This window comes from Campylobacter sp. RKI_CA19_01121 (assembly GCF_025771295.1).
Lineage (GTDB): Bacteria > Campylobacterota > Campylobacteria > Campylobacterales > Campylobacteraceae > Campylobacter_D.
This window is the reverse complement of the sequence record NZ_JAKMQA010000011.1, coordinates 1-23,146: the sequence shown is the minus strand read 5'-3', so window position 1 is coordinate 23,146 and position 23,146 is coordinate 1. Positions and strand designations below refer to the sequence as shown.

The window sequence follows — 23,146 nt, the reverse complement described above, 5'->3', positions numbered from 1 at the left end:
GCTATGAAATTTAAAAATGTTAATTTTTACTTGTTACCTTTTGTAATGTTTGGTTGTAGCGCCACAGTCGATCCACATATCAACATGAAACCTCCAACTTATGTAGAAGAATTAGCTCCAAAGCAAAATCATAACACCCAAAGCAACCCTGGATCGTTGTTTGGTAAAGGAGATAATCCTTTATTTTCTGATAAAAAAGCAATGAATGTAAATGATTTAGTTACTGTAGTCATTAGAGAAAATGCTACACAAAACTCACAAGGCTCTAAAGCTACAAGTAAAAACAATAATGTTAATTTGGGCGGAGGACAAGTAACCACTGGTGCTGGACTTAGTAAAGCTAGAGATTTTATCAATGATTATACAAATATAGGCTATACCACAGCAAGCACTTCACAATATCAAGGCACAGGAAGCCAAACTAGAAGTGAAAATTTCCAAACCACCATTTCTGCTAGAGTGATTAAAGTTTTATCTAATGGAAATTATTTTATAGAAGGAAGTCGTGAGCTTTTAATTAATGGTGAAAAACAAATCATTCAGCTAAGTGGGGTTATAAGACCTTATGATATTTCTCAAGATAATATGATAGATAGTAAATACATAGCTGATGCAAAAATTCTTTATAAAACAGAAGGTGATATAGATAAATCAACGCGTAAGCCTTGGGGGACAAAATTCATGGAAACCATTTGGCCTTTTTAAGCTAAATGGTTTTACATAAAACTTGGCGCATCATTAGAAAATAAAATCAAATCTCCATTTTGGGTTAATTTTGATAAAGTTTGCACAAGTTGAGATTTTTCTTTTAATACATAAAAATCTAATATAATATGTTTTTGCAAAATCGTGCTATTAGCCTCTGAAGTAATAATTACAAAATCGAAACATTCATTGATTATCTTGCATAATTTTATATTTTCTTCTTCATTAACTTCAACTATACCAGGAGTTACCAAAACTTTTCTTCCTTGATAGCTTTTACAAAGCTCATAGCTTTGACTCATACCTTTAAAATTTCCATTAAAACCATCATCTATGATAAATTTAGGCTCTTTAGAAATCACTTGCAAACGATGTTCTACTGCTTTTAAATTTAATACACTTTTTATAATATTTTCTATTTTAATTCCTAAATAATGAGCAAGTAAAATACACACACTAATATTATAAGCATTAAAAGCGCCTAGTAAATTTGCATGAAAATCATAAATATTATTATCTAATCTTATTTTAAAATCTAAACCTTCTAAACTTGCCCTAACATTACTTAAACAATCATCATAAAATTCATTTTTATATAAGGTGCTTGAGTGTAAAAAGTATTTTTCTAAACGCTTGGATTTTAAAGCTTGCAACTTAGCACTGCGGATGTTATCTTGAGTTTTAAAATACTCCAAATGCGCCAAGCCAATCTCACCAACTATGCAAATTTGAGGATTTAAAAACTCTGTAATTTCTAAAATATCATTTTGCTCTCTTGCGCCAGCTTCTACGATATAAATTTCAGTATTATTTTCTAAATTTTCATTGATATCTTTTACTATACCCATGAAAGTATTAACACTTCTTGGAGTTTTATAGCACTTAAACTCATCTTTTAAAAGTTCGTATAAAAAATTTTTTATACTTGTTTTTCCAAAACTAGCAGTAATTAGAATAATTTTTAAATTTGGATTATCACAAATTTTTTTATTTGCTTTTTTTATAAATGTATTTTGGTTTATTTTTTCTACTAAAAAGCTTAATAAAAATGCAGCTACTAAAGCTTCTAAACCTATCCAAAAAAATAGCATAAATACTAAAGTAAAAAGCGACAAAAATAAAAAATAACGCTTAATCCTAGCAGTAAAAACCAGCTTTTTATCTAAATTTTTATATAAGTACCCACCATATAACAAAGATAAAGCAAAAACTATAAAATATAAATAAAAATTTCCGCTATACAAAGAAAACACAAAAGCAAAATAAGGAATTATTAAAAAATATAAATGCCACAAAGGCTTAGCAAAATGTAAAATTATGCGTGAGAATTTATAAGAGTACCATTGCAAAGCTAAAATCAGGTAAAATCCAAGTAAAAAATTCAAACTTAAAAAAGCTATCATACTAATCATTTTTTAAAAATTCCTCATGTATTTTTTCATTTATAAAATCAGCATGTTTTAAAAAGAAAAAATGATCCCCATCTAATGCAAAAAAATTTCCTTTTTGTGCTAAAGAATGGATAATCGCTCCACTTTTTAAAGGCGTAGCTTTATCTTCATTACCCCAAAAAATCAAAATAGGGTTTTTAAGCTTTTGAAATTCATTTTCTAAATTTTCATTAACAACCTTCTTAAAGGTTTCATACATCACTTCACTCATACCTTGAGCGTCTTTACTAATAAAAAATTTCCTCCAAAAATCCCCATAAGGAAGATTTTTTAAAATTTTAAACAAGGCTATTTTAAACCTCACTTTAAAGCTTTTTGGTAAAACCACACCTGCACTAGAGAGTAAGATCAAACCCTGAAAATTAGCATTTTGACACATAATAGTCGCAACTTTTCCGCCAAAAGAATGCCCCATTAAATAATCTGCCTTTTGCTCAATTGTAGTTAAAAAGTCTTCTACAACCTTGGCATAAGCATAAGAATCCATAGGTGCATCTATGCTTGAATTTCCAAAACCAGGTAAATCTAAATAAATTTGTTTAAAATCACTCAAAGGCTTTTCAAAAGCTTGTTTCATAAGCTCTTTATTAGCACCCCAACCGTGTAAAATAAGAATTGTTTTTTCACATTTTGGATTGATGATTTCATAACTTAAATTATAAAAATATCCATTAGAATATACTCTAGTTTTTGCCATTTCTAGCCTTTTTTATCTTTATAAATCTTTTCTAAAAGCATTACAGCTTCATTTAAACGCTCATATTCTTCAAAACTTAAAAGCACGGCTTCAAATTTATTATTTTTTACTATCACCACTCTACCATTTTCGCTCTTTTTTGTTTTTTCAAGCATAGTACTGAAATTTCTTACTACTTCAGTTGCAGTATAAATTTCATCTTTGCTAAAAGTAGCCATGATTATAACTTACCTTTTTGCCCATTAATACTGTGAATAAAAGCATAATCAATCTTAATTTGCTTTTCTAGCTCTATATTTTTTGCTAAATTATCAACTGTGTTAGTAAAATCTTCAAATAAATAATTTGCCAATGATCCTGGGTTTGGATTGATCTCATTTAAATAAACCTCATCACCTATCACAAAAAAATCACAGCGAATCAAAGCTCCTTTAAATAAAGGATTGTAAATTCTTGTAAAATTATCCCTTAGTTTTTGCTTTAATTCTTCACTAATATCCGCTTCACTGACTTTAGAACTTTCTGAAAAACCTAAATATTTTTGTTCAAAATCTAAAATTTCATTTTTTCTAGGCTCTTCAATGATAGAAAATTCCATTTTTTCACCTATCATACAACCTGCTAAGTTATATTCTTTAATATTGCTTACAAATTTTTCAACCACAACATCCTCATCAAATTCAAAGGCAACATCTTTAGCATATTTAAGCTCGCTTTCATCTTTAACTATACTTATACCTATGCTACTACCTAATCTTGCAGGCTTTAAAATACAAGGAAAGTCTAAAGAAACATTTTGCTCTTTATGCGAATTTAAAACCTTATAATCAAGTGTTTTTACCCCTACACTTTGTGCATACAGTTTAGTTAAAACCTTATTAAAAGATAAAACACTAGCTTCTATACGCGGTCCTATGTATTTTATACCATAAAAATCAAGCAAAGCAGCTATTTTGCCATCTTCGCCATCTTTTCCATGTACGATATTTACCGCTACATCAATGTCAATTTTTTTCTCGCCTAACATAGTTTTTATAAAAAACCCACCCTGCTTTAGCACCAAGGCTTTTTCTTTTTTATAAGCACCACTGCTAAAAGTTTTTGCATTCATTTTTTCTTCATCTATAAGAAAAAATTCTTTATTTTTATCACAAAATATAAATTTTTTTTGCGCTTTGAGTACTTTTTTTAATACCACAGCACTCACAATGCTAATTTCATGTTCATAAGAATTTGCACCAAAAATTACACCATATATCATTATATTTTTCCTTTTATTATGCTAATTTTTTCAAAGCCTCTTTAATAAGCTCACTAGTATTTTTACTCTCACAAGTTCTTAAAACCTTTAAAATATTTTCTTGTTTAAAACCAAGTGAAAGTAAAGCTGCCAAAGCTTGTGCTTGGTCTTGATTGGAATTTTCTATATTGATTTTTGCATCACTTAACTCAGCTATAATTCTTTTTGCACTCTTTGGACCAATACCAGGAACCTTTTTAAATACACTCTCATCACCACTTTGCAAAGCCGCATAAAAAGTATTAGTATCTAAGCTTGAGCAAAGCGCCATAGCAGTAGTTGCTCCTATACCACTAATTTTAATTAATAATTCAAACATTCTTTGCTCATTAATATCTAAAAATCCATATAATTTATGAGAGTCTTCTTTGATAATTTGTGTGATTAAAAACTCAACCTTTTGATCTTTTTCAAAATTACTTGAGCAAAAAAGCGACACATAAACACCATAACTTACCCCACTTGAAGTTTTTAAAACAACAAAAGTAGGTTCTTTTTTACTCACTATTCCTTCAATTGCCACTATCATTTAGCTTATTCCTTGTAATTACTAATAGAGCGAATTTCATAAACACTCATCCCATTTTCAGTATCTATTTTTTCAAGCTCAAAACATTGAATTTTTTCTTCACTATGAGGATGATAGCTTAATTCTTTTCTAGGATTTAATAAAACAAATTTAACCTCGTTTAAATCCATCCATTTTCCACTTTTATTAATAATTTTTGATTTTAAAAGTTCATCTTGAATTTTTTTAAGCTTTTCTATATTTGCTTTTTCTTCTTCTTTTAAGGTTTCTATTTTATTAGCTAAAATATTTAAATTTTCAATCTTTTGATTAAAATCTTTAATAGTAATCTTATAAGCTTGCGGTACAGCTCTTTTTGCACTCATTAATTCTTTTGCCTTTTGCTGTAAAATTCTCACAGAATCTTTACTCACATGGATAGTATGCTTGGTTTCTTCAATTTCTTTGACTAAATTTTCTTGTTCTTTTTTTAACTCTTCAATATGCAAAAGTATCTCTTCTCCACTTTTTTCTTTATCAAAAGCTTTGAGATCTTGAATTACAAGTTTATTGCCACTTCCTTGAACTTTTTCAACATGAATCAAGCTTTTAGCAATACACAAACAATTACCACCAAGCTCTTGTATGTAAATTTCATCCGCAATAATCTCCCCACCCACAGCCTTTTTAATATTTACTTTTTTAGCCTTGATAGAACCATTTTCTAAAGTTTCAGCAAAAACTTCCTCGGCCTCACAATATCCTCTTAAGATATTAACCTCAACCTTTTGCCCTATAATAGTGCTTTTATGATGCATATTACCTTTAAGAATTACTTTTTTACCTCTTAAAACAGAATCTTGAGCCATATTACCAGTAACTTCTAATTCTTGAGCTTCAACAGTAATCCTAGGACCTATTGCATCTTCTAAACTATTTGTATTTTTAATCACAATGATAACTTGTTTATCAAAACCCGCCCAAATAGAACCCGTACTTTTAAAATCAACCTTATTAAATTCTAAATAATTTTCTATCTCATAAATAGATTTTTTTTGGATAATAAAGCCATCTTTTTTGGCAATATATTTTATACTTTCATCATCTTCTTTAACTTCAAAATTATCCGAACAAATAACTTTTTCTTTGTTTGTTTTTGGTGGGAGAGCTTTTAAAATTTTAAATCTTAAATCCTTGCCATCACTACCCTCTTTTGGTTTAATCCTCTCAATAGCCACCTCATCTTTTCCTATAGGTGCTACATAGTTTCTATTCATCACATCATTGTGCTTTTTTAGATTTTCTAGGTAGTGATATTGAATTTCTTCATTTGTAGGCTCTTGAGGATTAACTCCCTTACATACTTCAAATTCAACTTCAAAATCAAATTTTTGCTTTTCTTTAACTTTGGTATTAAAATCAATAATTTGCTTTTTAAAATCAAAAATTCTAAATCCAAGCAAATATTTCTCTTTTATCATCGCTTTGTAAATAGCTTCTAAAAGTTCTAGCGCCAATTTATCATGAAAAGCAATAATTTCACTGGCTTTAACACTAGCTTTTAATAAAGTACAAATTTCATTAGTGCATAAACTGATCTCAAAAGCTGGTGAGTGTGCAAATTTTTTAAAATAAATTTCTATTTTATACTCTTGCTCTATACTTAAATCATGAATTAAAAATTTTTCATCTTCTTCAAAAATTTTTAATTCTTTTTCATTAACTTTTATCCATTCTTGATTATCATAAGCATAAGAAGTACTAAAACTTAATAATCTAAAATCAAGTTCATCAACTTCGCATTTATTTTCAGAAGCAAATATCAAAAGCTCTTTATAAGGGTCTTTAGTATATAAAATTTTCTTCTCTTCCATAGCTTAAGCTTCCTTATTGTGTATAAAATTTTGATTTTAGCAAAAATAAAATCAAAATTTAGTTAAAATTATTGCTACTAAAAAATTTTATAATACTCAAACTAATATTTAAAGAATGAAAATTAATGAGAAAAAATATTATTTTTAAAAATTTTATCATCAATGCCTTAGGAATTTTATTTTCTAGGATTATGGGTGTTTTAAGAGATATTGTTTTAGCCTTGTACTTAGGGGCTGGAATTTATAGTGATATTTTCTTTGTAGCTTTAAAAATGCCTGCTTTTTTTAGAAGAATTTTCGCTGAAGGAGCCTTTGGACAAGCCTTTTTACCAAGTTTTTTAAAAGCAAGTAAAAAAGGTGCTTTTTGTATAAATGTCTTATTACAATTTAGTATTATTGTTTTTTTAACCTGTGTTTTAGTGAGTTTTTTTGCTGAATTTTTTACAAAGATTTTTGCCTTTGGTTTTAACAAAGAAACGATCATTCTAGCCGCACCTTTAGTTTCTATTAATTTTTGGTATTTGTTTTTTATTTTTTTAGTAACTTTTTTAGGCTCTTTGTTAAATTATAAACAAAATTTTTTCATCACTTCTTTTTCTGCTTCATTTTTTAATCTTTTTGTTGTGATTGCAGGATTTTTTGTCACTCAAGATAAACCTTTAGAAGCTTTGTATTATTTTTCGTATTCGACTGTTTTAAGTGGTCTAGCTCAACTTATATGGCATATTTTTGCTTTAAAAAACACTAGAATTTTAAAAAGTATGTATTTAAGCATAAAACTTAAAAAAACAAAGACTAGTTTAGATAAATTCCACTCTACTTTTACCCATGGACTTTTAGGCTCTTCGGCAAATCAAATTAGTTCTTTATTAGATACCACTATAGCTAGTTTTTTAATGGCTGGAAGTATTTCGTATTTGTATTATTCTAACAGAGTTTTTCAGCTTCCTTTAGCTCTTTTTGCAATCGCTCTAAGTCAAGTAAGTTTTCCCAAAATACTAAGACATTTAAAAGCAAATGAAGAACAAAAAGCCTTGGCTTTTATGCAAAAAGCTTTTGAGTATTTAAGCGTGCTTTTGATTTTAGCTAGTATAGTTGGGATTATTTTAGCTAAAGAAATTGTGGAGTTTTTGTTTCAAAGAGGAAATTTTAATCAAGAAGATACAAAAATCACTGCATTTTTATTACAAGCTTATCTTTTGGGGCTTTTGCCTTTTGGCTTGCAAAAACTTTTTTCTTTATGGCTTTATGCTAAATTTAAACAAAAAATAGCCGCTATAATAGCCTTTAAAACACTTTTTATATCAGCATTTTTTAGCATAGTGATTATTTTACTTATTAAAGAAGAAGCTTATAAGAGCTTAGGTATTGCACTAGCTTCATCTATTAGTGCTTTTTATTTATTATATGCTAATATAAAAGAATTTGGCTTTAAAAATCTTTGGGGTATTTTTAGGGTTAAATTTTGGCTTATTAGCATAGTATTTTTAAGTTTATTTGCTTTAGGCTTATTTGAAATTAAAGATATTTTAATACAATTTTTAATTGAAATTTATCATTTTTTTAAAGGTTTGTTTTGATGGTTTTTTTTGATAGTGTTTTAAAGAAAAAATGCGAATTTATCCCACATGAGGCAAAAAAAGCAAATATTTATTTATGCGGGCCTACTGTATATGATGATGCGCATTTAGGACATGCAAGAAGTAGTGTATGTTTTGATTTTTTAAGAAGAGTTTTACTAGCAAGTGATTATGAAGTAGTTTTTACTAGAAATTACACTGATATTGATGATAAAATCTTAAAAAAATTGCAAGAAAGTGGTAAAAGCTTAGAAGAAATTACAAATTTTTATATTAAAAGATATGAAGAAGATATGCAAGCGCTTAATATCTTAGAACCTGATTTTAAACCAAAGGCTACAGCTTATATTGAGCAAATGATTACTTATATAGAAAAACTTTTAGAATTAAACCTAGCTTATAAACTTGAAGATGGGATTTATTTTGATACCAGCAAAGATGATAAATACTTTTATATCTCTAAAAGAAATTTAGAAGATAATCAATCACGCCTTGAAGAAAGCGTGGCTAAAAAAAACGATAGCGATTTTGTTTTATGGAAATTTGATGAAAAATTTTATCCTGCAAGTTTTGGCAAAGGAAGACCAGGTTGGCACACAGAATGTGTTGTGATGATAGAAAGTATTTTTAAAGATAAACTTGACATTCACGCAGGGGGCATAGACTTACTTTTTCCTCATCATGAAAATGAAGCTTGCCAGTGTCGTTGTAAAAACAATCATGAATTAGCTAATTTTTGGCTACACAATGGCTTTGTGCAAATTAATGGTGAAAAAATGAGCAAAAGCTTGGGAAATAGCTTTTTTCTAAAAGATTCTTTAAAACTTTTTAGTGGAGAGGTTTTGAGATTTTATCTTTTAAGTGTGCATTATAGAGCGCATTTTAACTATGCTTTAGAAGACTTACAAGCTGCTAAAAAAAGACTTGATAAATTTTACCGTTTAAAAAAACGCTTAAATTTAAATGCTTTTATAGATGAAAAAACTACCATAGAAAGTGAAGTAGCTAAAAATATCTTAGAAGTTTTAAATGATGATTTAAATGCCTCTAAAGCCTTAGCTTTACTTGATGAGTTTATCAATGAAAGTAATATTTACTTAGATCAAAACCCAAAAGATAAAACTTATAAAATACAAGTAGAAAAAACCTTAAAAGAACTTTCTTTTATTTTTGGTATAGGTTTTATAGATACTATAAAATATTTTCAATTTGGCATTAGTGAAGAAAAATGTCAAGAAATAGAAGAAAAAATTGCTCTACGCAACAAGGCAAAGCAAGAAAAAAACTATGCCTTAGCAGATCAAATTCGTGATGATTTAGCTAAAGAGAATATTCTTTTAATGGATACACCAAATGGTGTGGTATGGGAGAAAAATGGATAAAAATTACAAAGAAATGAAGCTTAAAGAGGTATTTACTCGCTTTAAGTCTTATTATAAAGATTATTGGTTTTATTTTGTTTTAGCTATCATTGGCATGCTTTTAACTAGTGGTGGAACAGCTGCTAGTGCATACATCATAGAGCCTATTTTAAATAAAATTTTTATAGAAAAAAATGCTCAATTGCTTTATTATATGCCTTTATTGGTGATTTTAATTTATGCTTTAAAAAATATTGGTGCTTATATGCAAGTTTATTATATATCTTATGTTGGAACAGATATTTTAAGAAGATTAAGAGAATTAGTCCTTGGCAATCTTTTGCGCTTAGATATGAGCTTTTTTTATAAATACAGAAGCGGGGAATTAATCAGCAGGTGTACTTCTGATATTGGAGCTTTGCAAAATATAGTTTCTACTATCATACCTGAAATTTTAAGAGAAAGTTTAACCGCAATTGGACTTTTAAGCGTAGTGATTTATCAAAGCCCAAAGCTTGCTTTTTTTGCTTTAGTAATTTTGCCTTTAGCAATTTACCCTCTTGCTATTTTTGCTAAAAAAATCAAAAAAATAGGACGCAATACCCAAGAAAAAAATTCTGATCTTACTTCAAGATTAAGTGAAATCTTTTCTAATATAGAACTTATTAAAGCTTCTAATGCAGGTAAAAATGAAATGCAAAAATTCAGCCAAACAAATAGCGAAGTTTGCAAACTTTCTTTAAAAGGCATTAGAATCGAAGCTTTAAGTAGCCCTTTAATGGAATCTATGGGTTCAATTGGCTTTGCAATAGTAATTATAATAGGTGGCAAAGAAGTAATTGATGGAAGTTTAAGTATAGGTTCTTTTTTTAGCTTTACTACAGCTTTATTTATGGCTTATACTCCTATTAAAAGACTTTCTTCACTTTATACAAGATTACAAAATGCTGTGGCAGCTAGTGAGAGAACTTTTTATCTAACTGATTTAGAACCACAAATTAAAGGTGGTGAAGAAAAACTTACAGAAAATATCCAAAATATCCATTTTAAAAATGTCTCTTTAAGCTATCAAAAAGATAAAATGGTATTAAAAGATGTAAATTTTTCTTTTAACAAAGGAGAAATTCTAGCCTTAGTTGGATCAAGCGGTGGAGGAAAATCTTCTATTATCAATCTTTTGATGTATTTTTTTGAAAAAGATAGTGGTGAAATTTTAATCAATCAAAAAGATATTAGCTCTTTTGATATTGTTAGTTTAAGAGAAAATATCTCTTTGGTAACTCAAAATATTTATATATTTAATGACACTATAGCTCAAAATATAGCTTATGCTAAAGAATATGATGAAGCACGTGTAGTAGAGGTTTTAAAACAAGCTAATGCTTATGATTTTGTTCAAGAACTTGGTGGCATACATACTGAATTAAAAGAACATGGAAAAAATCTCTCCGGCGGACAAAAACAACGCATTGCTATAGCAAGGGCTTTATATAAAAATCCTCAAATTTTAATTTTTGATGAAGCAACTTCAGCACTTGATAATGAAAGCGAAAAAGCCATAGTAAGAACTATAGAAAGCTTAAAAAAAGATCGTTTGATACTCATCATCGCTCATAGACTTAGCACCATAGAAAATGCCGATAAAATCGCTGTGCTTGATAAAGGAAAAATAGCTTCTATAGGAAATGATGCTTATTTAATGCAACATTGTGAAATTTATCAAAAATTAAAACAAAAAGCACAAAAAACTGATAAAGTCAAAGAAAATGAAAACTAAAAATTATCATTTTTTTAGTACAATATGCTATTTTGCAAATAAAGGAAAAATATGACTTATGAAAGCTTAAAACCTTTAATATATAAATTAGATCCAGAAAATGCTCATGCTCTGGCTGAATTTAGTATGCGGACGCTAGATTGTATATTTCCTGGGGGGCTTAGTTTTTTTGCAAAAGACTGTGTAATAAATGATGAAATTTTAAATCAAGAAATTTTTAATCTGAATTTTTATAATCCTGTGGGTTTAGCAGGTGGTTTTGATAAAAATGCAACCATGATAAGACCGCTAAGTGCTTTAGGTTTTGGTTTTTTAGAGTATGGAACTTTTACTCCAAAACCTCAAAATGGTAATGAAAAACCTAGACTTTTTAGACTTGTTGAACAAGAAAGTATTCAAAATGCTATGGGTTTTAATAATAAAGGTAAAGACGCTATTGCAAAAGAAGTAAAAAAAGTCTATCCTTTTAGCATACCTTTAGTGGCAAATATAGGTAAAAACAAAATCACTCCAAATGAAGAAGCTATTAATGATTATATTATTTTATTAAAAGAATTTAAAGATTTATGTGATTTATTTGTAATTAATATATCCTCTCCAAATACCAAGAATTTAAGAGATTTACAAAGCGAGGAATTTGTAAGTACTTTATTTAACCAAGCAAAAGAAATCACAAATAAACCTGTGATTTTAAAAATTGCTCCAGATATGAATATAGACAGCGCAATTTCACTTTGTAAAAGCGCTATTAGTGCAAAAGCTGATGGCATTATCATGGCAAATACTAGTATAGATTATTCTTTGATTGACAATGCAAGAACTTTTGGCGGAATTAGTGGTAGATTAATCACCCAAAAAAGTGCGACATTTTTTAAAGAAGTAGCTAAAGAAATTTATCAAGATACTATTTTAATAGCAAGTGGAGGCATAGATAGTGCTGAACTTGCTTATGAGCGCATTAAAAATGGGGCTAGCTTGGTTCAAATTTATACAGCTATGATTTTTAAAGGACCAAGCATTGTTAAAAATATCAATCAAGGTTTAATTGAGCTTTTAAAACAAGATGGTTTTAATCATATTAGTCAAGCTATAGGAGTTAATTTTAAATGATTAATTATAAAAAAATCACCCTTGAAAATGAACTTGAAGTCTATACTTTACCTGTAAATAAAAAAAGCGGAGTTATAAGTGTAGATATTTTTTATAAAGTTGGCTCAAGAAATGAAAAAATGGGAAAAAGTGGCATAGCTCATATGCTTGAACATTTAAATTTTAAAAGTACAAAAAATTTAAAAGCAGGTGAATTTGATGAGATAGTCAAGGGTTTTGGCGGAGTAGATAATGCAAGTACGGGCTTTGACTATACGCATTATTTTATAAAATGCTCTAGTGAAAATTTAGATAAATCTTTATGGCTTTTTGCTGAATTAATGCGTAATTTAAATTTAAAAGATGATGAGTTTCAACCTGAAAGAAATGTAGTTTTAGAAGAAAGGCGTTGGAGAACTGATAATAATCCTTTGGGATATTTGTATTTTAGATTATACAATCATGCCTTTTTACACCATCCATATCACTGGACCCCGATAGGCTTTTTTAAAGATATACAAAATTGGAAAATAGAAGATATACAAGATTTTCATCAAACTTTTTATCAACCTAAAAATGCTATTTTGCTTGTGAGTGGTGATATTGATGAAGATGAAGTATTTACTTTAGCTAAAAAGCATTTTCAAGATATAAAAAATACCAAAGAAATCCCTATAGTTCATGAAAAAGAACCTGAGCAAGATGGTGCTAAACGTGTGATCTTGCATAAAGAAAGCGATACACAATTACTAGCACTTGCATATAAAATTCCTGCATTTAATCATGAGGATATGCCAAAACTTTGTGCATTAAGCGAACTTTTGGGAAATGGAAAAAGTTCTTTAATAAGCGAAATTTTAATTGATAAATTAGAACTTATCAATGAATTTTATGCTTATGCAAGCGAAAATATAGATGAGAATTTATTTATATTTATTTGTGTTTGCAATGAAGGTATAAAAGCAGAAGATGTTGAAAAAGAGCTTTTAAAAATTCTTGAAGATGTAAAAAATGCTAAATTTGATGATACTATCATGGAAAAAATCAAAAATACTGTAAAAAGTGATTTTATTTTTTCACTAAGCAATGCAAGTAGCGTTGCAAATATTTATGGCTCTTATCTTGCCAAAGGCGATTTAAAACCTTTACTTGATTATGAAAAAAATATAGAAAATCTAAGCAAAGATGATTTAATTCATTGTGCTAGAAAATATTTCAATGAAAACAAATCTACTACAATAATCTTTAAAAGGGGTGAAAATGGACAATAAAATCATTATAGGAGCAATGACAGCTTTAATAACTCCATTTAAAAATGGAAAATTAGATGAACAAACTTACCACAAACTCATCAAAAGACAAATAGCAAATGGGATTGATGCAGTAGTGCCTGTTGGAACAACCGGAGAAAGTGCCACCTTAACCCATGAAGAACATAGAATTTGTATAGAAATAGCATTAGATGCTTGCAAGGGAAGTTCTTGTAAGGTTTTAGCAGGAGCAGGAAGCAATGCTACCCATGAAGCTGTAAGTTTGGCTAAATTTGCACAAGAGCATGGAGCTGATGGTATTTTAAGCGTTACTCCATATTATAACAAACCCACACAAGAAGGTTTGTATTTACATTATAAAGAAATAGCAAAAAGCATAGATATACCTGTACTTTTATACAACGTGCCAGGAAGAACAGGTTGTGAGCTTCAAACAGAAACCATTATAAGATTATTTAGAGATTGTGAAAATATTTATGGAGTAAAAGAAGCTAGTGGGAGCATTGATAAATGCGTTGATTTGCTAGCACATGAGCCTAGAATGATGCTTTTAAGCGGAGAAGATGCGATTAATTATCCTATACTTTCAAATGGCGGTAAAGGTGTGATTTCAGTTACTTCAAATTTACTTCCTGATATGATTTCAAAATTAACTCATCTAGCTTTAGAAGAAAAATATATTGAAGCTAAAAAAATTAATGATGAGTTGTATAATATCAATAAAATTTTATTTTGCGAAAGCAATCCTATACCCATTAAAGCAGCAATGTATATAGCAGGTTTAACTCCTACTTTAGAATATCGTTTGCCACTTTGTAAACCTAGTGATTGCAATTTAGCAAAAATAGAAGCGATTATGAAAAACTATAATATCAAAGGATTTTAATGGATACTTTTTTTCAAAATAAAACTTTAGTAATTAGCGGTGGAACAAGAGGGATTGGTAAAGCTATTGTATATGAGTTTGCAAAAGCAGGAGCTAATGTAGCTTTTACTTATAATTCTAATGCAGATTTGGCTCAAGAAATTGTAAAAGATTTAGAAAATAACTATAAAATCAAAGCAAAGGCTTACGAGTTTAACATACTTGAACCAGAAACTTATAAAGAATTATTTGAAAAAATCGATCAAGATTTTGACAGAATAGATTTTTTCATCTCTAATGCTATTATCTCAGGTCGTGCTGTTGTAGGTGGATATACTAAATTTATGAAATTAAAGCCAAAAGGTATTAATAATATCTTCACAGCAACTGTAAATGCTTTTGTTGTTGGAGCACAAGAAGCAGCAAAAAGAATGGAAAAAGTTGGCGGGGGTAGTATATTATCTATTTCTTCAACAGGAAATTTAGTACATATTGAAAACTATGCAGGACACGGTACAGCTAAAGCAGCGGTAGAAGCTATGGCAAGATATGCTGCAACTGAACTTGGTTCTAAAAACATCCGTGTAAATGTAGTAAGTGGTGGACCAATTGACACTGACGCGCTTAAAGCATTCACAAATTATGAAGAAGTTAAAAATGCAACTATCAATCTTAGTCCATTAAACCGTATTGGACAACCTCAAGATTTAGCAGGAGCATGTTTATTTTTATGCTCTGATAAAGCAAATTGGATCACAGGACACACCTTAATCGTAGATGGTGGTACAACTTTTAAATGATTCATTACCCCATTTTGGGGTATTTTCTTTAAACACAAGGATTAATAAACAATGAATTTACCTAATATCTTAGCATTTATAAGGATATTATTAGCTCCACTTTTGTTTTTTTTGCTTATTAATGATTTTGAAAATATTCATCCTAGTTGGGTAAATTATTTTGCTTGTGTTGTTTTTGGTATAGCTGCCTTGACTGATTTTTTTGATGGTTATATTGCAAGAACTTGGAATCAAACTACAAAACTTGGAGCTATTATAGATCCACTAGCAGATAAAATGCTTGTTTTGGCTGCTTTTTTAGGATTATTACTCACCCAAAAAGCTGATCCTTGGATGATTTATATTATTTTAGTAAGAGAGTTTTTTATAACCGGTTTTCGAGTAGTTATGGTGAGTGAAAAATTTGATGTAAGTGCTTCTTTTGCAGGAAAAATAAAAACAACCTTTCAAATGATAGCTATTATATTTTTAATCATGCAATGGCCTTTTGCTAATACATTGTTGTTTATTGCCTTAGTACTTACACTTTATTCAGCTTTTGAATACATACTAGCTTATACAAAACATTTAAAAAAGGTATAATTTGAAATCATATTTATTTTTATTTATTATCTTAGCCATTGGCTTTAAATTTTATTCTTTTAGCTTTTTAATAACGCTTTTGGTTATATCTTTTTTAATTTTTTTTCACGAGTTAGGACATTTTTTAGCCGCAAAACATATGAAAGTAGATGTAGAAATTTTTAGTATAGGCTTTGGAAGAGCTGTTTTTAAAAAAACTTACAAAAACACAGAATATCGCTTATCTGCTCTACCTTTTGGTGGTTATGTTAAACTCAAAGGACAAGATGATTTAAATCCTAGCGAAAAAAATTACGAACCAAATAGCTATAATACTCTAAGTCCTCTAGCTAGAATTTACATACTTTTCGCAGGACCATTTTTTAATTTCTTTTTAGCATTTTTACTTTATATAGCCATAGGTTTTTTAGGAGTTCAAAAACTTGCACCTGTTATTGGCAATATAGCGCCAAACTCAGCTGCGCAAAAAGCAAATTTACAAATTGGAGATAAAATCCTAGCTATAGATGGAGTTAAAATTCAAAGCTTTGAAGAAATCGGTAAACTTGTGCATATAAAACCAACCTTGCTTAGTATAGAACGCGATGGTAAACTCATCAACATCACCCTAACTCCACAAATTGACCAAGGTTATAATGAGTTTTATCAAAAAGTTCAAAAACCACTAATTGGCATAGCACCTAAGGGTGAGTTTGTTACTATTTATCATCCAGGATTTAGTAGTTTAAAATATGCTTATGAAGAAAGCATAGAAGCTTCTTTGCTTATTTTTAAAGGCCTTGCTAAAATCATCAGCGGGGAGTTAGATACTAAAAACATGGGTGGAATCATCACTATGGTAGATATAACCTCCAAAGCAGCAAATACTAGTATAGTAGTTTTATTTTTAATCACAGCTTTAATTTCTATCAACCTTGGAGTGTTAAATTTACTTCCTATTCCAGCGCTAGATGGAGGACATATACTTTTTAACCTTTATGAGTTAATCTTTAAAAAAGAAGTACCAAAAGTATGTTTTGAATATCTTAGTTATTTTGGCATGGCTTTGCTTTTAAGTTTAATGGTGTTTGTAACTTATAACGACATCACTCGTTTTATGAATAATTAATAAGTCCTAGTGGCAAAATCATAGCGATTGAATTCACCTATATTGTTTTTACGGTAAAAACTATTATAAAATTGCTTACTTAAACTTTGCTCATAATTTAGTCTAAATCTTACCCACATTGCTGTTTGATCTTTGGCGCTAGTTTTTTCATCTTGATAATTAAGTGATAAATCTAAAATAGAAATTGGAGAATAAGTAATGTTATATTGATTTTGTAATTCTTTTATATTAGAATTTACATTTAAAACATTCAAATAAGGCAAATCAAACATCAAACCAAGCTCTGTGCTATCTTCGCTATCATTTTCCTTTATATTATAGTGATTAGCATATGCTTTAAAATAATGACCAAATTGAAATTCAGCACCAAAACTATTTTTTTCATAAGATTCTTTATACTGATCATTAAAATAATTAAAACCTAAATTAAACTCATCAAATTCATAACGATTAATAAGTCCTAAAGAATAAGCTTGTTCTAATTGCCCTATTCTTGCTTGTTTTTCTAAAAGCAAAGTAGCGTTTTCATAATCTAGTATTGAATTAATATTTTTTATATTTACATTTAAAGCATCATAGTCTAAATTAGCCTCTGTCTTATCTTTAGAGCTTAAATTTAAAACTTGACCTAAAGAATTACTAGCAAAAGAACTAAGATCTGTACTTTGAGCTTGGTACTCTTGTGGTTTTTGAAAAAATACTTGCTTAGAAACAGTGTTTGACTTTTGATATTTGCTAATATTAGCCTCACCCTCACCTAAGCTTTCTTCTAAATTTAAAGCAAATGCATTTATGCATATACAGCTTAAAAAAATGTATTTTTTCACTCAACCTCTAATGTATTATTCTAAAGATGCAAAATTTCACATTTATTATGAAATATCGCTAACTCTATATTTATAATAACATTATATTTTTACAATATGACTAATTAACAATATTTTTAATAACAAAGCAATTATTTTTCAAAAATACACCCCACCACTTAAATACAATTTCATTCTATGATCATCATCGTATTTATACTGATGAACTGCTCTTGCTGCATCAAGCTTTATATAATACTCATTAGTTTTATTATAAAGTACTTGCAAACCTACTGCATCTAAAAAATGCTCATCTGCTAATCTACCCCCATCTTTTTCATACCAAGCATAACCTATATCATAAAAAGGAGTAAAATAAAAATTAGTATTTGGTATATTTATTCTTATACCAAAGTTAGCTATTATGGTATTATCTCCATCACCTTCTCCATTATCATAAGCTCTTACTCCATAAGCTCCACCTAAAGAGGAACTCTCAGAAGAATCTAATTCAAAATTCCCTAATACCTTTTGATAGTTTATATTTAAAGTATGAGTAATGTATTCATTAATACTATAATAATTATTCACACTAGCATTGAGCTTTCTAAACCAACCAAAAGTTTTGCTACCAAATTTAAAATCACTATCATCATATACCTTACCCACACTTACCTTAGCACTATAACTTAAGGTATTATTCTCAAATCCTCTAAATAAACCTTCTAAACCCATACTACCTACATTAGAATGTTTATCGGTAGTAAAAACACCAAACAAACTAGTATCACTAAGTATCTTATGATAAATACTAGAAGTAAAATATAAAGATGAATTAGTATTAATCCATACAGGATAAGAAAAATCTACACCAAAATTTCTAGAAGTACCATAAAATCCTGCATCTTCATAATCTCCACCTAAAGAATAAGATCCTTGAGATACGCTTGGAGTAATTTTTAAATTTCCTAAAAAGAAAGTATAACTAGCTCCATAGTTAATTTGTTTTTCATTACTTGATTGTAAGTAAAAATTATAATAATCTCCCATATTAAGTATGGAATTAAATCCCATACTAATACCAGCTCTAATATCCCCTGCACTTTCAATACCATAATTATCAGCATATAATAATACATTAGCCTTAGTATCAGGAACTACTTCTATAACTACATCAGTTTCTCCTACATTCTCTCCTGCTTGTAAACCTGCTAGGGTTTGTACTCCATACATTTCATTGACTTTATATACACTATCTTCTATTAACTTAGTAGAGATGATTTTACCTTTGATTCTTTCATTAAGCTTACTTTCTATAAAATAATCTTTTATAGTAGTTTTATTCTTTACTATATACTTACCTAATGTTCCTAAGGCTATGTTTATTTGTACACTATCTTCAAATTCTTGTTGGGGTACATAAGCTGTTGCTGCAGGATAGCCATTAACTTGGAAATAATAAGCAATGATATTAGATATATCTTGTAAATCTTGCAAGCTAAATTTTCTAGCACTAAACTCACTAATAAGTAATTGTAAATCTTCTTCTTTAATACCTAGTTTTTCAAAGCTAGTATTTTTATTAGTGATAACAAATTTATATTTGGTTATTATTTTTTTAGTGGTAGGGGTGTTAGTATTATTAGTTTGATTGTTAGTTTCCCAATTAACTTCCTCTTCTTGATTTAGTTTTTCTTTTAATTCTTTCTTTTTTTCTTCAAAGTCTTTTTTAGCTTCTTGGCTTTTTATATAATCATCTTTAGTTTTTAGATTTTCTTTGATGGCTTTGTTTTGAGGGAGGTTTCTATCAGGGGATAATTCTATAACCTTTTCTATATCATTTTTAGCTATGCTAATACTTCCATTATTAGCATAGACTAAAGAGCTAAGTGCTATAGTGCTAAATAAGAGTTTTTTCATACTTATTTTTTCCTTTTATTTATATATTTTTAAAATTAAGAGTTTTTATTTTTTAATATTTATTATTGATTAATCAAAATATTATTTAATACGAGTATTCATTAATATACTCGTTATTATTGCTAGGATATAGCTATCCTAGCAAAGCATATTTTATAATCCTCCAACCACGCATGGATTCATAGTTTTATAATTATCACTAACTATGCAAGTTTTAGAATCAGCTTTTAATGAAGCTTCTTCAACTTCTTCGGTTTCTTCATCATCACTTACAGCTTCATCACCTATTAAATTAAGTGAAGCAGTTTGTTCAAAATCAGGTAAATCTCCACCTTGAGAATTATCTATATCAGGAAGTTTAGGTTCAACTAAATGTATTTTAGTAATATCATCAAATTTAGCAAAACTAAATTTTGTATAACCTAGATTTTCAATACCTTTATTAATACTAGCAACATTGGCATTTAAATCACTAATATCATTTGATAAGGCATTGTAGGAATTATAAGCATTAAGCCAGTTATCAAACGCTTGAGTGAATTTAGGATCATTGTAGCTTAGTTTACCTTTATTGACTAAATCTAATAATCTATTAAATTCAGCTTCTGCTGTAAAATAAGCTTGTTCTTTGTCTTTAAAGATTTGCTCTAGCTCTTTGTATTTGTTATATTGTTCTAAAAGATAAGCTTGATTTTTATCTAAATATGAAATTAACCCTAAAGTGTTGCTAACATTTGGCTTGATAATATCATCATAAATAGTTTTAGCTTTTTCGCTTAATCTACCATCAAAATTATGCTCTTGATAGTTTAATAAAAAGCTGATACTTTGAGCTATGCTTAAAGCTTTATCACCATCTATGCCTAAATGTGTTTTTACAACAGCTTTAATTTCTGCTTCACTTGAATCTTTATCTAATCCTTTAAAAGCATTAATAAAATCAGCTAGCTTTTTAAGATCTTCAACACTTACAGTATGCTCCACTCCTCTTATTTCATTGATAATCCATTCCATAATAACATTGGCATATAAATCATCATCATCTAAGATGACATCAGGATCGGCTGGGTCTATTGGATCGGTTGGTTTAGATGGCTTAGATGGTTTTTCTATGGTGTTAGCTTTAGATAAAAAGTCTTTATATGCATCGCTTTGAGTAGAATCGTTATAAGTGTGGATGTTTATTTTATCATTGGTATTACCCCAATAGCTTTGATCGGTAGTTGCATTGCTTAAATCGTTTTCATGGTGATAGATATGGATGTTTTTGAAATTTAAAGACGCTGGAGACATATTTATTCCTAAAAATTTTCCAGTACTTTCTACAGCATTGATATTTACACCTTTATCAAAATATAAATAAATATTTTCAAAGTTATAACTAGAAGATATAAATCCACCAGTACCAATAAATCCTCCAGCCCATCTTGTGTTTTTACTATTTCCAATGTTTTTAATATTTTCTAGTGAGATATTAGTAAAATTACAACCATCACAATTGCTGATATCTCCAATAAATCCTCCCGCACTATTATATAATTCACCATGATCGATACTATCAATCTCATCAATATTATATATTGAGATATCTCTAAACAAATTCATTCCATCAGATCGTCCAATAAACCCTCCGGTGGAGTTACTAACATAATACTCACCTTTAACCTCAGAAGATATTTTTCCAATATTATTTAGTGAAATATTAGAAAAAGCACTAGTAGCCCTTCCTACAAAACCTCCACTCATACTTCCCGCAACTGCTTCTCCAGATATAAAACCACCAATATAGTTGATGTTATTTAAATATATATTAGAAATTTCTCCTCCGCTAATATCTCCTGCAAATCCGCCTGTTTCAATTGAACCAAAATTTTGGTTATATGATATATGCAAAATTTTATTTACATTAGCCAAGCTTATATTGTCAATTTTGCTATTAAATGATCTACCTATAAAACCACCCACAGCACTACTACTGGTTCCATCATAACTCACATATTTTATTCCACCACCCATATAATCTACATTAATATTTTCAAAAGTAGCATTATGAGATATTCCAAATATTCCAGCACCTATTGTTGTATGAGTTGTTGTGCTTATATCTATATTAATGTTTTTTAAAGTATAACCCTGTCCATCAAATATTTTATTAAAAGCATTATTTGTTTCTTGCGAAAAATACGACCCAATTATCATATTAGTAAATTCATTATCTTGTTTTACACCATCACCATTTAAATCCACCCAATAATTAGCATAGTTTTGACCAGTGCATACTCCATTTTTACAATTAGCCCCAAAATCAATATCATCTACTAATTTATAGGTGTCAAAGAAATCTCTCATATTATTTTTATTTTCATTCCACCCTTTAGCAAAATAAAACCAATCTATATCAGAACCTATAGTTGCGTGTTTTTCAAATTTATCTTTAGTTACTAATTTTTTATTGCCTAAATTTGTTTTATCTATGTTGTCATATTCTTGAGTAATAAAGTTAAGTTTGCCTATATTATTGCCATAGTTATAATAAGATGTAGTAGATTGTTGTAAAGATCCTTTTACATACGCACTAGCTATAATAGAATCTGATTTAATTCCATCTACTAATATATTGACTTCATTCCCCACCAAATGAATTTTATCAGCTGAATTACCACTTGGATTTTTTAAAGCATCACCACTAACATTATCATTATGTTTGCCATTGATATGGCCACCATCTATACTTACCTTATTCCCTATAAGTAATACATTATTAGCATTAATATTACCCATATTTACCACATTGCCTGCTTTTTGTGGCTTAAATACCGGAGAAAAAGAAGCGCCTTGTGCTTTAAATTCCTCAAAATGTTTTGCTTGTAAAGACGAAGTCGAAGCCACAAAGCGATTAGCATTGATATTTCCTGTTTTAGTAATGATTACTCCATTAGGATTAATTAAAAAGACATTGTTACCACCTGCATTTAATATACCTTCTATGGTAGATTTACTAGTACCATGAGCAATGTTTAGGTAGTTTTGCCCACTTTGTCCTTTTCCAAAATGAACCTGCGCATCTTTACCTATACTAAAACCACCACCCCATTGTATGACTGAGTTTTGTTGGTTTCCATTAATATACATATTATTACCATTAATATTTATACTACCACTAGTCCCATGAGTAAATTTACCTCCACTAGGTAATTGATTTGGATTAAGTGGTTTATCTGCTGCCACTATAGGCGATAATAACATTGATACAGTTACACCTGAGAGTATGATATGATTTGCTAGCTTTTTCATAATTAATCCTTTTGGTATATTGCTTTAGTTTAAATTCACTACTATGCTTTTTGCATCTTTACTTACACTTAGAGTGTATTTAGCTTTTTGAACCTTTGCTTTGATGTTTTTATGTAAGCTTTGATTGTTTTTAGTAATAGTTTCTAATAAGCTTTGTA

Annotated in this window: 19 protein-coding genes; 10 read left to right on the top strand and 9 right to left on the bottom strand. The window is 28.9% G+C overall.

Features of this window, described 5'->3' with window-relative positions; all coding sequences use genetic code 11:
- The first annotated feature begins 3 nt into the window (after positions 1-3).
- Positions 4-705 carry a flagellar basal body L-ring protein FlgH gene (flgH, locus tag L8T90_RS06665; RefSeq protein ID WP_263664106.1) on the top strand — a complete coding sequence of 234 codons (702 nt, stop codon included), beginning with the start codon at positions 4-6 and terminating at the stop codon, positions 703-705.
- An 11-nt stretch (positions 706-716) separates the two neighbouring features.
- Here flgH and L8T90_RS06660 read toward each other — a convergent pair whose 3' ends face one another.
- From L8T90_RS06660 to L8T90_RS06635, 6 genes are read right to left on the bottom strand one after another with little or no spacing between them, the layout of a single operon-like run.
- Positions 717-2,117 (bottom strand): UDP-N-acetylmuramoyl-tripeptide--D-alanyl-D-alanine ligase, encoded by a 1,401-nt coding sequence (locus L8T90_RS06660; RefSeq protein WP_263737056.1) that lies wholly within the window; start codon positions 2,115-2,117, stop codon positions 717-719.
- Positions 2,110-2,853 carry an alpha/beta fold hydrolase gene (locus tag L8T90_RS06655; RefSeq protein WP_263737055.1) on the bottom strand — a complete coding sequence of 248 codons (744 nt, stop codon included), beginning with the start codon at positions 2,851-2,853 and terminating at the stop codon, positions 2,110-2,112. Before L8T90_RS06655 ends, L8T90_RS06660 begins: the two co-directional genes overlap by 8 nt.
- 2 nt (positions 2,854-2,855) lie before the next feature.
- The gene (locus L8T90_RS06650; RefSeq protein ID WP_012661347.1) at positions 2,856-3,071 is read right to left on the bottom strand and encodes a type II toxin-antitoxin system Phd/YefM family antitoxin; all 216 of its coding nucleotides are present in this window, start codon (positions 3,069-3,071) and stop codon (positions 2,856-2,858) included.
- Positions 3,072-3,073: 2 nt separating this feature from the next.
- The gene (locus L8T90_RS06645; RefSeq protein WP_263737054.1) at positions 3,074-4,114 is read right to left on the bottom strand and encodes a D-alanine--D-alanine ligase; all 1,041 of its coding nucleotides are present in this window, start codon (positions 4,112-4,114) and stop codon (positions 3,074-3,076) included.
- Positions 4,115-4,130: 16 nt separating this feature from the next.
- Complete coding sequence (gene ruvA, locus L8T90_RS06640) at positions 4,131-4,682, bottom strand: Holliday junction branch migration protein RuvA (protein WP_263678993.1); 552 nt, start codon at positions 4,680-4,682, stop codon at positions 4,131-4,133.
- A gap of 5 nt (positions 4,683-4,687) precedes the next feature.
- Complete coding sequence (locus tag L8T90_RS06635) at positions 4,688-6,535, bottom strand: FapA family protein (protein ID WP_263737053.1); 1,848 nt, start codon at positions 6,533-6,535, stop codon at positions 4,688-4,690.
- Between the two features lie 125 nt (positions 6,536-6,660).
- On the opposite strand from L8T90_RS06635, the gene murJ reads away from it, so the two are divergent.
- Genes murJ through rseP form a run of 9 tightly spaced genes read left to right on the top strand, consistent with a single transcriptional unit; the run spans position 6,661 to position 16,968 of the window.
- Positions 6,661-8,115: a murein biosynthesis integral membrane protein MurJ gene (gene murJ, locus L8T90_RS06630; RefSeq protein WP_263737052.1), complete on the top strand. Its 1,455-nt coding sequence runs from the start codon at positions 6,661-6,663 to the stop codon at positions 8,113-8,115.
- Complete coding sequence (gene cysS / locus L8T90_RS06625) at positions 8,115-9,497, top strand: cysteine--tRNA ligase (RefSeq protein ID WP_263737051.1); 1,383 nt, start codon at positions 8,115-8,117, stop codon at positions 9,495-9,497. The genes murJ and cysS overlap by 1 nt, the downstream gene beginning before the upstream one ends.
- Entirely contained in the window at positions 9,490-11,253 is a 1,764-nt protein-coding gene (locus L8T90_RS06620; RefSeq protein ID WP_263737050.1) for an ABC transporter ATP-binding protein, read from the top strand. Before cysS ends, L8T90_RS06620 begins: the two co-directional genes overlap by 8 nt.
- Before the next feature lie 51 nt (positions 11,254-11,304).
- Entirely contained in the window at positions 11,305-12,363 is a 1,059-nt protein-coding gene (locus L8T90_RS06615; protein WP_263737049.1) for a quinone-dependent dihydroorotate dehydrogenase, read from the top strand.
- Entirely contained in the window at positions 12,360-13,613 is a 1,254-nt protein-coding gene (locus L8T90_RS06610; RefSeq protein ID WP_263737048.1) for a M16 family metallopeptidase, read from the top strand. Before L8T90_RS06615 ends, L8T90_RS06610 begins: the two co-directional genes overlap by 4 nt.
- Positions 13,603-14,499 carry a 4-hydroxy-tetrahydrodipicolinate synthase gene (gene dapA, locus L8T90_RS06605; protein WP_039666865.1) on the top strand — a complete coding sequence of 299 codons (897 nt, stop codon included), beginning with the start codon at positions 13,603-13,605 and terminating at the stop codon, positions 14,497-14,499. The genes L8T90_RS06610 and dapA overlap by 11 nt, the downstream gene beginning before the upstream one ends.
- A complete protein-coding gene (locus L8T90_RS06600; RefSeq protein ID WP_087689753.1) occupies positions 14,499-15,278 on the top strand; it encodes an enoyl-ACP reductase in 780 nt (259 codons plus the stop codon). The genes dapA and L8T90_RS06600 overlap by 1 nt, the downstream gene beginning before the upstream one ends.
- Positions 15,279-15,329: 51 nt before the next feature.
- Entirely contained in the window at positions 15,330-15,860 is a 531-nt protein-coding gene (gene pgsA / locus L8T90_RS06595; RefSeq protein WP_257928099.1) for a CDP-diacylglycerol--glycerol-3-phosphate 3-phosphatidyltransferase, read from the top strand.
- Position 15,861: 1 nt separating this feature from the next.
- Positions 15,862-16,968, top strand: a complete 1,107-nt coding sequence (gene rseP / locus L8T90_RS06590; RefSeq protein WP_263737047.1) for an RIP metalloprotease RseP — start codon at positions 15,862-15,864, stop codon at positions 16,966-16,968.
- Here the strand turns inward: rseP and L8T90_RS06585 are convergent.
- From L8T90_RS06585 to L8T90_RS06575, 3 genes are all read right to left on the bottom strand, one after another.
- Complete coding sequence (locus tag L8T90_RS06585; RefSeq protein WP_263737046.1) at positions 16,965-17,795, bottom strand: hypothetical protein; 831 nt, start codon at positions 17,793-17,795, stop codon at positions 16,965-16,967. The genes rseP and L8T90_RS06585 overlap by 4 nt on opposite strands.
- A 138-nt stretch (positions 17,796-17,933) precedes the next feature.
- On the bottom strand, positions 17,934-19,694 hold the full coding sequence (locus tag L8T90_RS06580; protein WP_263737045.1) for a ShlB/FhaC/HecB family hemolysin secretion/activation protein: 1,761 nt from the start codon (positions 19,692-19,694) through the stop codon (positions 17,934-17,936).
- Positions 19,695-19,847: 153 nt separating this feature from the next.
- The gene (locus tag L8T90_RS06575) at positions 19,848-22,988 is read right to left on the bottom strand and encodes a filamentous hemagglutinin N-terminal domain-containing protein (RefSeq protein WP_263737044.1); all 3,141 of its coding nucleotides are present in this window, start codon (positions 22,986-22,988) and stop codon (positions 19,848-19,850) included.
- Positions 22,989-23,146 lie beyond the last annotated feature (158 nt).

Bases quoted from the DNA above. Each gene is read 5' to 3' on its own strand.
- L8T90_RS06660 (WP_263737056.1), bottom strand. From the start codon at position 2,117: ATGATTAGTATGATAGCTTTTTTAAGTTTGAATTTTTTACTTGGATTT.
- dapA (WP_039666865.1), top strand. From the start codon at position 13,603: ATGGACAATAAAATCATTATAGGAGCAATGACAGCTTTAATAACTCCA.
- L8T90_RS06615 (WP_263737049.1), top strand. From the start codon at position 11,305: ATGACTTATGAAAGCTTAAAACCTTTAATATATAAATTAGATCCAGAA.
- L8T90_RS06650 (WP_012661347.1), bottom strand. From the start codon at position 3,071: ATGGCTACTTTTAGCAAAGATGAAATTTATACTGCAACTGAAGTAGTA.
- L8T90_RS06575 (WP_263737044.1), bottom strand. From the start codon at position 22,988: ATGAAAAAGCTAGCAAATCATATCATACTCTCAGGTGTAACTGTATCA.
- ruvA (WP_263678993.1), bottom strand. From the start codon at position 4,682: ATGATAGTGGCAATTGAAGGAATAGTGAGTAAAAAAGAACCTACTTTT.
- L8T90_RS06655 (WP_263737055.1), bottom strand. From the start codon at position 2,853: ATGGCAAAAACTAGAGTATATTCTAATGGATATTTTTATAATTTAAGT.
- L8T90_RS06635 (WP_263737053.1), bottom strand. From the start codon at position 6,535: ATGGAAGAGAAGAAAATTTTATATACTAAAGACCCTTATAAAGAGCTT.
- pgsA (WP_257928099.1), top strand. From the start codon at position 15,330: ATGAATTTACCTAATATCTTAGCATTTATAAGGATATTATTAGCTCCA.
- L8T90_RS06580 (WP_263737045.1), bottom strand. From the start codon at position 19,694: ATGAAAAAACTCTTATTTAGCACTATAGCACTTAGCTCTTTAGTCTAT.
- flgH (WP_263664106.1), top strand. From the start codon at position 4: ATGAAATTTAAAAATGTTAATTTTTACTTGTTACCTTTTGTAATGTTT.
- L8T90_RS06610 (WP_263737048.1), top strand. From the start codon at position 12,360: ATGATTAATTATAAAAAAATCACCCTTGAAAATGAACTTGAAGTCTAT.
- cysS (WP_263737051.1), top strand. From the start codon at position 8,115: ATGGTTTTTTTTGATAGTGTTTTAAAGAAAAAATGCGAATTTATCCCA.
- L8T90_RS06645 (WP_263737054.1), bottom strand. From the start codon at position 4,114: ATGATATATGGTGTAATTTTTGGTGCAAATTCTTATGAACATGAAATT.
- L8T90_RS06620 (WP_263737050.1), top strand. From the start codon at position 9,490: ATGGATAAAAATTACAAAGAAATGAAGCTTAAAGAGGTATTTACTCGC.
- murJ (WP_263737052.1), top strand. From the start codon at position 6,661: ATGAGAAAAAATATTATTTTTAAAAATTTTATCATCAATGCCTTAGGA.
- L8T90_RS06600 (WP_087689753.1), top strand. From the start codon at position 14,499: ATGGATACTTTTTTTCAAAATAAAACTTTAGTAATTAGCGGTGGAACA.